The following is a 14,569-nucleotide window of genomic DNA, read 5'->3' as shown; positions in this document are numbered from 1 at the left end:
GGATTGGGAATGGCCGTGGCCGGCCCCAAATCCTTGCCGGGTCGCGCTGCGGTGCTGCTCCTGTGGGTGGCGACGCTTGGCCTGTTGGCGACGGCGATCCGCCCCCTGGCGTCCTTGATCGTCGCCTCGGCGAAGGCGGCGCGGCGGCCGAAGGTCACGATCCGCCCCTCGGCCCGCACCAGGCCCGTCTTGTCGGTCAGAGGCCGATGATAGGACACCTTCAGTTCCAGGGTCGTATAGGCCTGCTTGGCGCTGAGCTTGGAATGCACCGCGCAGCCGCAGGCGGAGTCGAGCAAGGTCGCCGCATAGCCGCCATGGACCGTACCGATCGGATTGTAGGCGTGGCGGCCGGGCAGACCTTCGAAGGCCGCCCAGCCGTCGCCGGCCTCGGTCAGGGAAAACTCCAGGGTGTCGCCGATGGGCGGGTGCCCACCGGCGGCGATCATCGCCTGAAGTTGCTCAAGGCCGGATGCTCCCGGCGCGATCTGGTCGGCCAGTGTGGTTTCAGGAACGCTCATGGTCAGACTCCCTGTCGAGGCGATGATGATGGCGCCGTGTCTGGCGAGGTTCGCCGGTCAAGTCGCCAGTTGTTCCGGCCCATGGGCCTTGGTCGCGTCGAGACTAGGATCCTTGATCTTGAACCACATCGCATAGAGCGCCGGCAGGAAGACCAGGGTGAGGATGGTCCCGCCGATCGTCCCGCCGATCAGGGTGTAGGCCATCGACGACCAGAACACCGAGAAGGTCAGTGGAATGAAGGCGAAGATCGCGGCCAGGGCGGTCAAGATTACCGGTCTTGCTCGCTGCACCGTCGCCTCGATGACGGCGTGGAACGGGTCCAGGCCCTCTTCCTGGTTGATGTGGATCTGGCCGATCAGGATCAGGCTGTTGCGCATGATGATTCCGGCCAGGCCGATCAGTCCGAGAATGGCGTTGAACCCGAACGGCTGGTGGAAGAGCAGCAAGGTCGGCGCAACCCCGACCAGGGCCAGCGGCGCGGTCAGCAGCACCATGAACATCGCCGACAGCGACCGGACCTGGAAGATGATCACGATCATCATCAAGATGAACATCAGCGGGAAGATCGCGGCCAGGGCGACATTGGCCTTGCCGGCTTCCTCGATAGAGCCACCCATCTCGATCCTGTAGCCGGCTGGGAGGGCCGCGATGATCGGCTTGAGGTCCTTCGTCACCTGGCTGGAGACGTCCGGCGGCTGCAGTCGCTCGTCGATATCGCCGCGCACGGTGATCGTTGTCAGCCGGTCGCGGCGGCGCAGGATGGGATCTTCCATGCGCACTTCGGCCCGTCCGATCTGGTCGAGCGGGATGCGCTCGCCCGATGCCCCGACCAAGGTGAAGGCACCGAGCTTGGCGGGGTCTAGACGATCTGCGCCCGTGGTTCGCGCCACGATCTCGACCGAGCGAATGTCTTCGCGCACCTGGGTCACCGGCACCCCGGTCAGCAGGAACTGAAGCTGCAGCGAGGCGTCGCTCGAGCTGAGGCCAAAAGCGCGCAGGCGATCCTGGTCGAGCACGAAGTGGACCGTCGGCACACGCTCGCCCCAGTCGGTGTTGACCTGGCGTAGGCCCTTGTTTCGCAGCATCACCGTGCGGACCTGCTCAGCGATCTGGCGAACCTGTGGGGTCTCGGGTCCCATGACGCGGAAAGCCACGGGGAAGGGCGAGGGCGGACCAAACACGATCTGGGTCGCGCGGATCCGGGCGCCGGGCACGGCGCCGCTGGCCGCGAACTGGCGCAGGCGGCGCTTGAGCACCTCGCGGGCCTTCTGGTCGGGGGTCAGCACTACGATCTTGGCGAAGGAGGGATCGGGCAACTCCGGCGAGATCGCCAGGAAGAACCTCGGCGCGCCCTGGCCGATGTAGCTTGTGACGATCTTGGCTTCGGGCTGTTTGCGCAGCCAGGCCTCCACCTTCTCAACCGCCTGACCGGTCGACGCGATGCTCTCGCCTTCGGGCATCTGCACCTCGATCAGCACCTCGGGCCGGTCGGAGATCGGGAAGAACTGTTTCTTGGTCCCGCCCATCATCAAGATGGCGAGCACCATGGCCACGCCGACGCCGGCCGCCACCTTGAAGCGATTGTCCACCGTCCAGGTGACCATCGAACGCAGGCGACGATAGCGCGGGGTGTCGTAGATCGCCGCATGGCCGCCCTCGACGGGCTTGATCTTGGGGATCATCAGCACGCCCAGATAGGGCGTGAAGATCACCGCCACGAACCAGGAGGTGATCAGGGCGAAGGCCACGACCCAGAAGATGTTGCCGGCATATTCGCCGGCCGTGGACTTGGCAAAGCCCACCGGCATCAGGCCGATGATCGTCACCAGCGTGCCCGACAGCATCGGCGCGGCGGTGTGGCCCCAGGCATAGGTCGCCGCCGAGATCCGATCCTTACCCTCTTCCATCTTCACGACGATTGTCTCGATGATGATGATGGCGTCGTCGACCAGCAGGCCCAGCGACAGGATCAGCGCGCCTAGCGTGATGCGGTCGAAGTCGCGGCCGGTGACCAGCATGATCACGAACACGCCCGCCAGGGTGAGCGGCACGGCCATGGCCACCACCAGCCCGACCCGGAAGCCGAGGCTGATTAGGCTGACGACGATGACGACGGCGAGCGCCACGAAGAACTTCAGCATGAACTCGTCGTAGGCTTCCTCGATGTTCACCGACTGATCGGTGACCTTGGCGAAGCTCATGCCCAGCGGCATCTCCGCGGAGATGGCCTTGGCTTCCTTCTCCAGGCTCTTGCCCAGCTCCAGCCCGTTATAGCGATCCTTCATCACCACCCCGAGCTCAAGGGCCGGCTCGCCCTCGCTGCGGATCAGGAAGGTGGGGGGGTCTTGGTAGCCGCGCTTGACCTCGGCGATGTCGGCCAGCTTGAGCGTGCGGCCGCCGACCACGATCGGCGTCTGGCGGATCTTCTCCAGGTCGTCGAGCGCGCCGTCGAGACGGATCTGCACCTGGGGTCCTTGGGTCTCGATCGAGCCGCCGGGCGTGACGAGGTTTTGGTCGTTGAGGCCGGCGAAGAGATCCCTGGGACTCACGCCCAGCGTCGCCAGGCGGGCCTGGGAGAACTCCACGAAGATCTTCTCGGGCTGCTCTCCGATGATCATCACCTTCTTGACCCCGGGAACGTGCAGCAGCCGCTGGCGTAGGGTCTCGGCCTGGCGTGCCAGCAACCGCTGGGGCTCGCCCTTGGCCTTAAGGGCGTAGAGGGCGAAGGTGACGTCGCCGTACTCGTCATTGACGAACGGACCCAGGACGCCGCGCGGCAGGTTGGCCGCCTCGTCGCTCATCTTCTTGCGGGTCTGGTAGAACTGCTCGGGAACGTCCTTGGGCGGGATTTGGTCCTTCAGCGTCAGGGTGGTGAAGGCCAGGCCCGGCCGCGTGAAGGTCTCGGACCGGTCATACCACTTCAGCTCCTGCAGCCGCTTTTCGAGTGGTTCGGCGACCTGGTCCTGCATTTCCTGGGCGGTGGCGCCTGGCCAGGCGCTGACGATGGTCATGACCTTGATCGAGAAGCTGGGATCTTCGGCGCGGCCCAGCTTCATGAAAGCGAAGGCGCCGGCAAAGGTGATGGCGATGATCAGGAAGAGGGTGATCGAGCGCTCGCGGACCGCCAGCGCGGAGAGATTGAAGTTCATTGGGGCGCTCCGGTCTGGACGCGGACTTTCTGGCCCTGGTGGAGCATGTGGGCGCCCAAGGCCACGAAGCGGTCGCCACCGGACAGGCCGCTGGCGATCGTTACCGTATCGGTTCCCAGCGACGCCACGCGCACGGCGCGCCACTGGACGGTGGAGGTGCGCGGGTCGATGACCCAGACGCCTGGGCCCTTGCCGGCGTCGTAGAGCGCGCTGATCGGCGCCTCGACGCCGCGCTGGGCCTCGCCTTCGGCCTGACCGGGTAAGGCCACGACCATGGTCGAGCCCAGCGGCGCCTGGGCGGCTGGGCCGCTCAGCACGTACTTGGCCTCATAGGTGCGGGTGCGCGGGTCGGCAGCGTCGGAAAGCTGGCGAAGCCGAGCTTGGCCGGCCTTTGCGCCGGTAAAGACATAGGCGTCCGCCGTCGAGCCGAGCGCCGGGCGAACGGTCTCGGGCAGGGTGATGGTCGCCTCGCGCGGCCCGGCATGCGCCAGGCGCACGACGGGCTGACCGGCGGCCACGACCTGTCCGGGTTCGGCCAGGGTTTCCATCACCATGCCGTCTGCGTCGGCGATCAGGACCGCATAGCCGGCGGTGTTGCGCGAGACGTGGGCCTGGGCCTGCGTCGCCGCCAGTTGCGCCTGGGCGGCGTCGGCGGCGGCCTTGGCCTGGTCGTACACAAGCGCGGATACCGCGCCGGCCGACACCAGGCCTCGATAGCGTCGCTCTTCGGACGCCGCCTGCACCGCGCGGGCGCGAGCGGCTTCGACCAGTTCGTTCTGGGCCGCGACGGCCAGGGCGTAGTCGGCCGCGTCGATGCGCATCAGGGGTTGGCCCAGACGCACGGTCTGGCCGGCGTCGACCAGGCGGGCGACCACCTTGCCGGCGACCCGAAAGCCCAGATCGCTCTGGACGCGGGCCGAGACGACACCGCTGAACCGCCGCTCGCCGGTTGTCGCCGGACCCGCGACGGCCGCCCGGACGATCGGGGCTTGGGTGCGGGGGTCGTTGGCGTCGGCCTTGCCGCCACAGGCGGCCAAGGGGGTGAGGCCGGCCAAGAGCAGGGCGGCGGCGATGGTTCGGGACATGGCTTGAGGATCCTGCCTTGACGGAAGGCTCTCAAGCTGAAGTCGTGTGACGAATTTGTCAACTAGTCACTTAACACTCACGGCGCGAGGCTGCGTAGCACGAGGTTGACGGCCTTGGTCGGCGCCTCGGGCAGGTCATCCAGATTGTGCTTGAGCATCAGCGGGTTCATGAAGCTCTGCATGACCATCATGATCGCCTCGCAAACTTCGTCGATCGGCGTCTTGCGCTCGAACTCGCCGGTCTCTCGGCCCAAAAGGATGATTTCCTTCAGGAGCGCCTGAGCTCTTTCCATATAGGCCATCGCCGAGGGCCATCGCTCCTCGGCCGAGTAGGCCGCGATGTCGTAGAGCAGCTTGTCCTCGAAGAAGAGTTCGGCGCTGGTTGCAACTATCCCACTGAAAAAACGCCGCAACTTTTCGGAAGCTGTCTTGCCTTCGGCCATGCCCACTTCGCCCGCAGCGAGAACCTTGTCCAGGCATTGGACGCAGATCGCCTGGCCGATCGCCTGCTTTGAATCGAAGAACTTATAGATGTAGGCCTTGGAGAATCCGATCGCCTTGGCGAGGTCGGCGACCGTCGTCTTGCCATAGCCGTAGCGGCTGAAATGCGCCTCGGCGGCGTCCACGATCTGGTCGCGGATGCCGTGCTCGACGGGGCCGCGTTGCCCGGCTGAGGAGGGCGAAGGTTCGATGGTGTTCATGCCCGCACGCTACCATCGGGTCTGGCGATTGACAAACGAGTGACGATATAATTATTTGGTCACTCTGATTTCTTCCTCGGAAAAGTTCATCATGCGCTCCGTCTTCCTTCGGACCCTTCCCGCGGTCGCCGGCGTCGCCGTGCTGGGCGGTTGCGCGATCGGTCCCAACTATGTCGCGCCGACGATCGCCGCCCCGCCGACCTATAGGGGGCAGGCCGCCGTCGTCGCCAGGTCGGCCCTGGTCGCGCCGGTCGATGCGTGGTGGCGCGGCTTCAACGATCCCGTCCTCGACAGGATGGTCGATCACGCCCTGGCCCAGAACCTCGACCTGGCCCAGGCCGCCGCCCGCGTGACCCAGGCGCGCGCGGGCCTAGGTGCGGCGACCGCCGCCCTGCTGCCGTCGGCCTCGGTCGAGGCGCGCGGCGCCCAGGCCCACGCCTCCACCCAGACCCCGACCGGACGCCTGCTGGCCGCCACGCCTAACTTTGATCGCGATGGCGTGCTCTATGAAGCCAATGTCGTGGCCGGTTGGGAGTTGGACGTCTTCGGCGGCTCGCGCCGCGACCAGGAGGCGGCCCGCGCCCAATATGAAGGTGCGCGGGCCGGCGTCGCCGCGGCGCGGCTGGCGGTCGCCGCCCAGACCGCCGACACCTACATGCTGATCCGCGGCCTGCAGGCCAGGTTGGCCGTCGCCCGCCAGCAGGTGCAGACGCAAGGCCGGCTGGTCGAGACGGTCCGCCTGCAGCGCGCGCAGGGCGTCGCCGCCGAACTTCAACTCCATCAGGCGCTCGGCGCCCTGCAGCAGACCAAGGCCGGTATCTCCGCCCTCGAGGAAGGCCTGGACGCGGCGCTCAACGCCATGGACGTGCTCTTGGGCGCGCAGCCGGGAACCTACCGCGCCGAGCTTGCGGTGGCGGCCCCGATCCCGGCCGCGCCGGGCCTGGCCGAGGCCGGCGGTCCGGCCGAACTGCTGCGGCGGCGTCCCGACCTCGTCGTGGCCGAGCAGCGGCTTCGCGCGAGCAATGCGCGGGTCGGCTCGGCCCTGTCGCAATATTTCCCGAAGCTGTCATTGAGCGGACTAGTGGGCACGGCCAGCACGACGAGCAGCACGCTCTTCGAGGGTCCTGCGTCGCAGGCTCAAGGCGTCCTGGGTCTGCGCTGGCGGCTGTTCGACTTTGGCCGGGTCGGCGCCGAGGTCAGCGCCGCGCGCGGCCAGAAGGCCGAAGCGCTGGCGGCCTACCAGCAGTCGGTCCTGCGCGCGACCGAGGACGTGGAGAACGCGTTCTCCAGCCTGGTCAAGCGCGAGGACCAGGAGCGTGTCCTGGCCGACGGCGAGGAGTCTTTGGTCAAGGCCAGGGACGCCTCCAAGGTCGCCTACGACGCGGGCGTCGTCAGTCTCATCGAGGTGCTCGACGCCGATGCGCGGTTGTTGGCGGTGCGAGACGCCAGGGTCCAGGCCCGCACCGAGGCCGCCCGCGCGTCCATCCGGTCGTTCCGAGCCCTGGGCGGCGGCTGGGAGCATACAGTCGTGGCGAGCAAGGGTTAGGCGCGCCACCTTCAGCGGAGCAACTGAAGGTCCGGAGTTACTCCAAGGTCAGCTCGTGGCGCGACCCGGCCGGCGAAGCAGACCTTCGGATCGGCGGAGAAGGGTCGTTTATCGCCGGGAGCATCGCACCAGCATTCGGACGTTTCGGCGGCGTTGCCGCCCAGCGGACCCTCCCAACTTCGGCAGGGGGTGGTTTGCGGGCTGTTTGCGTGGTTGAGATGCCCCTCGATAGTTTGGGCGTGAGACACAAATGGACTGGGCGACCGCCACATTCTTTGATCGAGTAATCCATAGCGTATGGCTCGATCCAGACCAGGTGCGCGCCAAGTTCGATGTTGACGCCATCAGCAAACGCCAGAGCCGATCGAACAAGGCGCTCGTGACTAGTTGGCAAGCAATTGCGCCTGGTTCGGATGCTGCCGTCGTTGAGTTCGATTTTCACGCCGCCGGAAATGCGAAGCGCAAGCTGTTGCGGCGCTTGAACGGCCACATCCTAAAGCGGAGGGGCGGTTTCAAATTGCGGAGCGCAACACCACTACAATGGCTCCCCGACTATGCACTCGCTTACGAGATCGCAGCGCATGAGTGTGGCGGCACCCTCGTCGGCTGGAACCACGTACAGTCGCCTATTCACGAATGAGAGAGTCCGCTCAGGGGCGGACCTCGCCATTGGCTCCTATCGTTGAAGGTCCGGAATCTGGAGACCCATCAAGGTCCGCTCATGGCGCTACCTATCGGCGGTCCCCTCTCTTCGAGCAGTAGGCCCGGGGAGCGCCCGGCTCTACGGCGACGAAGTGCTGCGAAGCAGCGTTGGGCGCTGACAAACTTGAACGCTAGAGGTCAGGCGATGGCTTCGACTTGCCGGCGCACCTCGTCTGCTAAGGGATGCAGCGATTCAGGTCTTGTGGGCGCAACGAGGCTGTAGCCGATCCCATCGCTCGCCCACGAGACGCCGTCCAAGCCGCCATCGGTCTGTTCCGACATCCGGGTGTCCTTCTCCACCTTCATCGGTCGGACCATGACCGCCAGCCGCTCGCCTTGGACGTTGTCATAGATGAACATGGCCGCAGGCCCGTGCGGGGTCGTCACCAGGCGTCCGCCGATGAAGCGATAGCCGGCCGACTGCAGATCAGGAACCGCGACCGGACTGCGCAGGCGGTTGGACACCCAGCGGACGAGGTCGGCCTTCTGCGCCGATCCCATCTCGACAGGCCGGTGCATATCGGACGCATAGACACGGTAGTTATCGGCGGCCTCGTGGGCTAGCGCGCCGACGCCGTTTATGGGCGGGCTCAGCACCCCGTGCGTCATCCAGCCCCCAAGGCCGCCCACGCACAGCAGCATCGCCGCGGCGATCGCGGGCCGCCAAACGCTCTGTCGGGCGCGCCGGGCCTCGGCCAGGGCGCGTATCCCCAGCTCCGCAGGGATCGGCTCCTCGGCGATCGGCGCCAGGACCGCGCGTAGCGCCGCGCGCTGGGCGACATAGCCGTCGACACGGCGCGCAACTTCGGGATGGAGTCTCAGATACTCGCGCACCTCGTCCCCGCGCCCGGCGTCCAGCGCATGGTCGACAAAGGCTTGCAGGTCGTCTTCGCTGATCGGGCGTGACGCGCTCATTTGATCCTCCGCAGGTGTGGGCGCTGGGCGGGTTGGGCCGCATCGACGGCGATGAGTTGGGCCAGGCGCTCGCGGGCGCGGGACAGTCGCGACATGACCGTGCCTATCGGCACGCCCAGCACTTCGGCGGCCTGGGCGTAGGTCAGATCCTCGACGCCGACCAGCAGGATCACCGCCCGAGAGTCGGGGCTGAGCTCGGCCAGGGCGCGCAGCAGGTCGGCGTGCTGCATGCCGTCCAACTGGCTGGCCGGCGCCGACAGCGCCGCTTCGGCTACGCCGTCGATCGCCAAGTGCAGACCTCGCCGCTGAACCCGTCGCCAACGGCTGATCGCCAGGTTGTGGAGGATCGAGAACAGCCAGCTGCGCGCATCGCTGGTCTTGCGCCGCTGGCCCCAGCGGTCAACGGCGCGTTCCAGGCAGTCCTGAATCAGGTCGTCGGCCTCCGATGCGTCGCGCACCAGGGACCGCGCATAGCGCCGCAGACTGGGGATCAACGGTTCTATCAGGCGGATCATGTCATCCATGGCGACGCTCCCGCCCGAAGGCCTATGGAACCTGGACTTGCACCGGCGCGCCCGGTCCGGTCGCTCCGCCGGCCGTGACCACCAGATAGCGCCGTTGATCGGGCTGGCTGGCTTGCACGAGCTGGCGGATCGGGCCGATGGCGTTGACGATCGCCGAGCCGGCCGGATTGGTCATGAAGTTGGCCAGCGGCTGCAGCGTACCGCCCCCGTCGGCCTGGGTCGACAGAGCCAGCACATAGGGGGACTTGGGCGGCAGTCCGGTGACCGAGGCCTGCACGACCTGGATCAGGCCCTGGTCGAACAGGCTGACGCTGGTCGGCGTCGAGCCGGCCGGGCCGCCGACCGCCGCCAGGGTCAGGTGGGCGGCCTGTCCAGCCACGCCCAGCGGCTGCAGGTTCTGGGTGCCTGGACCCTCGGGAACGGCGTTGGGGACATAGGTCAGCGCTTGCGGGGCCTGGCCGATCGGCACGTTGGCGATCACCTTGTGACTAGCCGTGTCGATCACCGCCAGTTCGTCGGCGTTCTCCAGCCCGACATAGACGCGCGTACCGTCTCCCGACGGCCAGATCCCGTGCGGAAGCTTGCCGACCGGGATCGTCGCGACCTTGCTGAAGTCGTCGGTGCGGAACACCTGGACCTGGTTCAGTCCGCCGATGGTCACATAGGCGAACTGTCCTTTGGGGGTGTGGATGAAGTTGACGTGGTTGGTGATCGGACCGGTGTCGATGACCTTGAGGATGTTGAACGGCGGCCGGGCGTTGAAGGCCACCGCCTTGCCCACGTCCTTCAGCGTGAACCACACCTGCTGACCGTCCGGCGAGGCGGCGATATTGGGGCAGAAGGGGCTGGGCTGTACCACCTTGGCGACGATCTTGTGGTCGGCGACGCTGATCACGTCCGTCTCGGGATTGAACGACGAGCAGACATAGCCGTACTGGCCGTCAGGCGAGAAGATGGTCATGCCCGGGCCCGCCGGCGTTATGATCCTGGCCTTCTCCTCGAACGTCGCGCCGTCCAGCACCGCTAGATAGTTCTCGCCACGCACCGTGATCCACACCTCCTTGCCATCGGGCGTGAAGAAGGCCTCGTGCGGCGAGCGGCCGACATAGGTGGTGTGCTTGACCGCGTTGGTGGCGGTGTCGATGAAGGTTACCGAATTGGAGCCGATCGAGACGACGGCCAGGGTCTTGTGGTCGGGCGAGAAGCCCATGCCGTGGACCAGCACCTGGCCCTTGTAGAGCGGACTGATATTGCCCGGCGACGGATCGCCCAACCGGATCACGCCCAGGAGCTTGTTGTCGACCGGATCGGTGACCGAAACGGTGTTGGAGAACTGCTCGGCGGCGTAGACGCGATCGCGGTGACTGATGGCGATGTCGGCGTCGCTGGCCTTGCCGGGAGCCTGGCCGGCCCAGGCGGCGGTGCAGAGGGCGCTGGCGGCGAAAAGCGACAGCATGAAGGAGGCGGTTTTCATCTCAGTGATCCTTGGCCGGAGCGGCGTGGTGACGGGGCGTGGGCGGCGCTGAGGGGAGAGCGGCGGGCGCTGGCGCGGTCGGCGCGGCGTAGGCCGGCGGCAACGGGTCGCCCAGCGCCAGGCGCATGGCGGCGATCTCCTGCTGCTGCTCGACGATGATCTCCTGGGCGACGCGGCGCAGCTGTTCGTTCTTGCCATAGCGAAGCTCGGCGACCGCCATGTCGATGCCGCCCTGGTGGTGGGGGATCATCATCTCGACAAAGTCGCGGTCGACGTCGCCGGTCGGCTTGACGTCCATGGCGCTCATCATCTTGCTCATGGCCGCGTCGTTCTCGGCCTTGAAGCCGTCGGCCGGGGTGCTGGCCGCCAGCGGCGCGGCGCAGCCCAGGCTGGCGGCGATCAGCACGGGAGCCCAGATCCGCTTCGAGGGGCGTGCGACAGGGGACAAGGACGTTCTCCAGGTTCGGCGCGCAGGGCGCCTTGGTGAAGGTGAGACGCCGGCCGACGGCGTTTATTCCCTCTGTCGGAAATCATTCTTCGCTCCGAATGTTGCGAAATCCTCGGTTGAAGCGGCGGCCCTTGTGACTCAACACCACTCTTGGATGTCGTTCTCTTGGAGCGGGCCAAGTTTCGCTTCGGGCGGGTCCGCGCCTTTACAGACCTGCAAGTCGCCAGGTTGAGCGTGGGTCCGCCGGACGGACAGCCGGTGGGGATCACAAGGCGGTAGGTGCTAGCTGAGCTTCAACAGGTGCAACATAGCCAGCGCGGTTAGACTCAAGACGGCGAGCGAGGCGGTCACCACCAAGATGACGCGCGGCCCCGCCGTGCGAACGCTGCGAAGATCGACTCCAAGTCCGAGTCCAGCCATGGCCACAATGGTCAAGCCGAGGCTGGCCTTCTGAGCCGGGAGGATCCAGGCGTGTGGCATCAATCCTGCTGAGTTCAGGCTCGCCAACACCAGAAATCCGACGATAAACGGCGGCAGCAAGTGCAGCGGATCAATCCGTTTGAGCGGTAGGGCGACGCTGTCCGCGGATTTCGGTCCCAGCAGAGCAAGACCCGTGACGATCGGCCCTAACATCAAAACCCTCACCAACTTGACCAAGGTCCCAATCTGGACGGCGGCCGAACCCATTGGTCCCGCCGCGGCGAGGACCTGAGGCACGGCGTACACCGTCAGCCCGGCCAACACCCCGCCGGCCATCGACGAGAGACCCAGTAGATGCGCCGCCAGCGGAAGGCCGATGACCACCACCACGCCAAGCACGGCCGTGAAGGCGATCGCAGTCGCCACGTCATCGCCGTCAGCGTCGATCACCGGCGCGACGGCGGCGATTGCGGAGTTGCCGCAGATCGCGTTTCCGCAAGCGACCAGCACCGCCATCTTGGTCGGCAGTCCCAGTAGCCGACCGATCAAGAAGCTTGTCGCAATCGCTAGGAAAACGGTCCCGACGATGGAGAACATCAGTGGGGCGCCCACGGCGGCTATGGCGCCGAAGCTCACCGTCGTCCCCATCAGGATGATCGCCAGCTCCAGCATCGTCTTGGCGGCGAAGTGGATTCCAGGATCAAACGCCCTCGGCGGCGTCCAGATCGTCCGCACCAGCGCGCCCGACAGGATCGCCAGCACCAGGGCTTCGAGCCAGGGACGAACCAAAAGGCGCGTCTCCGCCTCTTGTAGTAGGACCGCGCAAACGGTGACGACAACGGTGAGAGCCAGGCCTGGCCCGGCCGCCCTGAGTTTGTGCAAAGCTTCCATGCGCAGAACGGTGCGCCCACACAGATCACAAATCCAATTGATTGGTTTTTGGCGTAGCATAAGCGATATTTATGGAATGACGCTTGAACAGCTTCGGATCTTCGTGGCGGCGGCGGAGCTGCTGAGCATGACACGGGCGGCCGAACGGCTGAATCTGACCCAGCCGGCCGTCAGCGCCGCCATCGCCGCGCTGGAGGAGCGTTATGCGACGCGGCTCTTCGATCGTATTGGTCGGCGCCTGACGCTAACAGAGGCTGGACGCCTGTTCATGCCCGAAGCCGTCGCCGTGTTGGCTCGCGCCGCCTTGGCCCGCCAGGTGCTCAACGAGCTCTCCGGTCTTCTCAAGGGCGAGATCCGCATCGCCGCGAGCCAGACCGTCGCCAGCTTCTGGCTTCCAGCGAGGATGGCGCGTTTCGTCACGGCCACGCCGCACATTCAGCTGAAGCTTTTCGTCGGCAATACGAGTCAGGCGGCTGCCCGTGTCCTGAGCGGAGAGGCCGATCTGGCGTTCGTTGAGGGCGATGTTGAAGACGACCTCCTCGCGGTGGAACCGGTCGGCGGGGATCGGATCGGTCTCTTCGTCGGACCGGCCCACCCGCTCGCAGAGCGCTCGTTCACGCGAAAGGATCTCGAGGCTGCTGCCTGGGTCATGCGCGACCAAGGTTCTGGCACTCGGGATCATGTGGAGGCGGGTCTGCGCCAGTCCGGCGTGACGCCAGAAAACCTCCACATCGTACTTGAGCTCCCGTCGAATGAAGCCGCTCTGGAAGCCGTCGAAGGCGGACAGCTGGTGACTGCCGTCTCGGAGCTCTCGGCCGCGTGCAGAGTGGGCGCCGGGGCGGTCCGACAGCTGGACTGGCCGCTCAATCCCAGAGCCTTCACCATGCTGCGTCACCGCGCGCGGACGATCAGCCGCGCGGTGGCGGCGTTTAAGGCGTCCCTCTCGACCTAGGGACAAGGCGTGTCGCTCAACGCCTTCGCGCAGTCGATCGTCGATGCCTCACCATCGTTGGCGCGCGGCGCGGAAAATCTACCTAGCTGAAGCCTTGTCGTGACGCAGGTCGACGCCAATCGGCTTAGCGCCAGTCTGCCGGCCCTCATCTTCAGCTGAGGCGTCGCCCCGCCCACAGTCTTCGCAGGTCGAGGGCGCGTGGCACGAGCTCAGCAACGAACGACCGTGGCTGATCAAGCCAACGTCTTCCTTCTGAAGGCGTACCAAGGTCCGCTGATGGCACAACGCCGTCTCCGCCGAGCAAATAAGCGACGGTGCCGCGCATCCTCTCTAAGGTTAAGCTGGGGCGATGCGGAGCGGGAAGCAGCCTTGACTGTCGACATTATCACCTTCGACCAAGCGCTAGCCGAGAGCGACGGCCAGCGGACGGATCGCGGCCGGGGTTCTCTGTCGGCGGTCGATTCGGGAGCCCGACTTGCTAACCGACGGCGAGCTTGGACGCGCTATCTTCTGTCGACCATCGCTTACGCCCGAGGCCAATCGACGGACCGATAGCGCTCGCGGAGGCCCTTCAAGCCACTCTGGCTGTTCAAAATCCGGCAATCGACGTTGGGCTGCACAATCGCCGAGGCCGGCTTCTTGAACCGTGGCGCTTCAGGCTCTCCCGTCGCGGGGTTGGCGAACCGCTTCATCCATTCCGTAGCACGACCGTACGCGGCCTCGCCGCCGAGACGGACGGCCTCGTACATTGCATTCCGGGTCATGACGGGGACTTTTTGCTCCGCCATGGCGTAGCGAAAGATCTCGTCGGCCTTCTGCCGCTGATTGGGCTCGCCGACGGCATAGAGCCAGTCATGAACGATCGCGGCTTCGGCGTGCTTTCCGAAGGGGGCGAAGGGGCTGATCTTGGGTACCGACGCGAAATCGGTCATGTAGCCCCGGGGGACGAGGATCAGCTCGCGGCTCGGCGGATAGCAGTAGAACCAGTCCTCCGTCAGGACAGCGACGCGCCGCCCTTCGATCAGCGGATCACGCAGCACCCGAAGCGGCACCCCGGTGATCTCCGCCTGCCGTGACGTCGTTGCGCAAGCTGCGAGCCCAACGCTCCCCACGGCCAGCATCAACATTACCCCCCGCATCCCAGGCCTCCCGCTCGACGAACGTTGTTCACAGATCTCCATAGTGCGGTAAAGTTGTGCCTGCGCAAGTCGATGACCTGAAGTGGGGCCGTCGTTCCATGGGG

The 14,569-nt window shown here is 66.2% G+C and carries 13 protein-coding genes; 3 read left to right on the top strand and 10 right to left on the bottom strand.

Translation table 11 applies throughout. The features are described from left to right. The 4 genes from ASD38_RS18905 to ASD38_RS18890 form a co-directional block, all read right to left on the bottom strand. A partial coding sequence (locus ASD38_RS18905; RefSeq protein ID WP_235523886.1) for a PaaI family thioesterase occupies nucleotides 1–518 on the bottom strand: 518 nt, incomplete at its 3' end. A 57-nt stretch (nucleotides 519–575) separates the two neighbouring features. Next, on the bottom strand, nucleotides 576–3,668 hold the full coding sequence (locus ASD38_RS18900) for an efflux RND transporter permease subunit (protein WP_056462416.1): 3,093 nt from the start codon (nucleotides 3,666–3,668) through the stop codon (nucleotides 576–578). Next, complete coding sequence (locus ASD38_RS18895; RefSeq protein ID WP_056462412.1) at nucleotides 3,665–4,753, bottom strand: efflux RND transporter periplasmic adaptor subunit; 1,089 nt, start codon at nucleotides 4,751–4,753, stop codon at nucleotides 3,665–3,667. The genes ASD38_RS18900 and ASD38_RS18895 overlap by 4 nt, the downstream gene beginning before the upstream one ends. Before the next feature lie 77 nt (nucleotides 4,754–4,830). After that, on the bottom strand, nucleotides 4,831–5,454 hold the full coding sequence (locus ASD38_RS18890; RefSeq protein ID WP_056462409.1) for a TetR/AcrR family transcriptional regulator: 624 nt from the start codon (nucleotides 5,452–5,454) through the stop codon (nucleotides 4,831–4,833). Between the two features lie 91 nt (nucleotides 5,455–5,545). Here ASD38_RS18890 and ASD38_RS18885 point away from each other — a divergent pair, with 91 nt between their 5' ends. After that, nucleotides 5,546–7,000, top strand: a complete 1,455-nt coding sequence (locus tag ASD38_RS18885; protein WP_056462524.1) for an efflux transporter outer membrane subunit — start codon at nucleotides 5,546–5,548, stop codon at nucleotides 6,998–7,000. Between the two features lie 250 nt (nucleotides 7,001–7,250). Beyond that, nucleotides 7,251–7,640, top strand: a complete 390-nt coding sequence (locus tag ASD38_RS24035) for a hypothetical protein (protein ID WP_156390780.1) — start codon at nucleotides 7,251–7,253, stop codon at nucleotides 7,638–7,640. 200 nt (nucleotides 7,641–7,840) lie between these two features. On the opposite strand, the gene ASD38_RS18880 is transcribed toward ASD38_RS24035, so the two are convergent. The 5 genes from ASD38_RS18880 to ASD38_RS18860 form a co-directional block, all read right to left on the bottom strand. After that, entirely contained in the window at nucleotides 7,841–8,617 is a 777-nt protein-coding gene (locus tag ASD38_RS18880; RefSeq protein ID WP_056462406.1) for an anti-sigma factor family protein, read from the bottom strand. Further along, nucleotides 8,614–9,141, bottom strand: a complete 528-nt coding sequence (locus ASD38_RS18875; RefSeq protein WP_056462404.1) for an RNA polymerase sigma factor — start codon at nucleotides 9,139–9,141, stop codon at nucleotides 8,614–8,616. The genes ASD38_RS18880 and ASD38_RS18875 overlap by 4 nt, the downstream gene beginning before the upstream one ends. Nucleotides 9,142–9,163: 22 nt before the next feature. Then, nucleotides 9,164–10,615 (bottom strand): YncE family protein, encoded by a 1,452-nt coding sequence (locus ASD38_RS18870; RefSeq protein WP_056462400.1) that lies wholly within the window; start codon nucleotides 10,613–10,615, stop codon nucleotides 9,164–9,166. Between the two features lies 1 nt (nucleotide 10,616). Continuing rightward, nucleotides 10,617–11,063 (bottom strand): DUF305 domain-containing protein, encoded by a 447-nt coding sequence (locus tag ASD38_RS18865; RefSeq protein ID WP_082560801.1) that lies wholly within the window; start codon nucleotides 11,061–11,063, stop codon nucleotides 10,617–10,619. 282 nt (nucleotides 11,064–11,345) lie between these two features. Next, nucleotides 11,346–12,434 carry a YeiH family protein gene (locus tag ASD38_RS18860; protein ID WP_235523885.1) on the bottom strand — a complete coding sequence of 363 codons (1,089 nt, stop codon included), beginning with the start codon at nucleotides 12,432–12,434 and terminating at the stop codon, nucleotides 11,346–11,348. A gap of 16 nt (nucleotides 12,435–12,450) precedes the next feature. Here ASD38_RS18860 and ASD38_RS18855 point away from each other — a divergent pair, with 16 nt between their 5' ends. Then, a complete protein-coding gene (locus ASD38_RS18855; RefSeq protein ID WP_056462394.1) occupies nucleotides 12,451–13,326 on the top strand; it encodes a LysR family transcriptional regulator in 876 nt (291 codons plus the stop codon). Between the two features lie 524 nt (nucleotides 13,327–13,850). Here ASD38_RS18855 and ASD38_RS24220 read toward each other — a convergent pair. Further along, a complete protein-coding gene (locus ASD38_RS24220; protein ID WP_162252149.1) occupies nucleotides 13,851–14,453 on the bottom strand; it encodes a DUF1353 domain-containing protein in 603 nt (200 codons plus the stop codon). Between the last annotated feature and the right edge of the window lie 116 nt (nucleotides 14,454–14,569).

Origin of the sequence: Caulobacter sp. Root487D2Y (assembly GCF_001427165.1) — a bacterium.
Taxonomy (GTDB): domain Bacteria; phylum Pseudomonadota; class Alphaproteobacteria; order Caulobacterales; family Caulobacteraceae; genus Caulobacter.
Note: the sequence above shows the minus strand (reverse complement) of the source record. Positions and strands in the feature narration are given on the sequence as shown.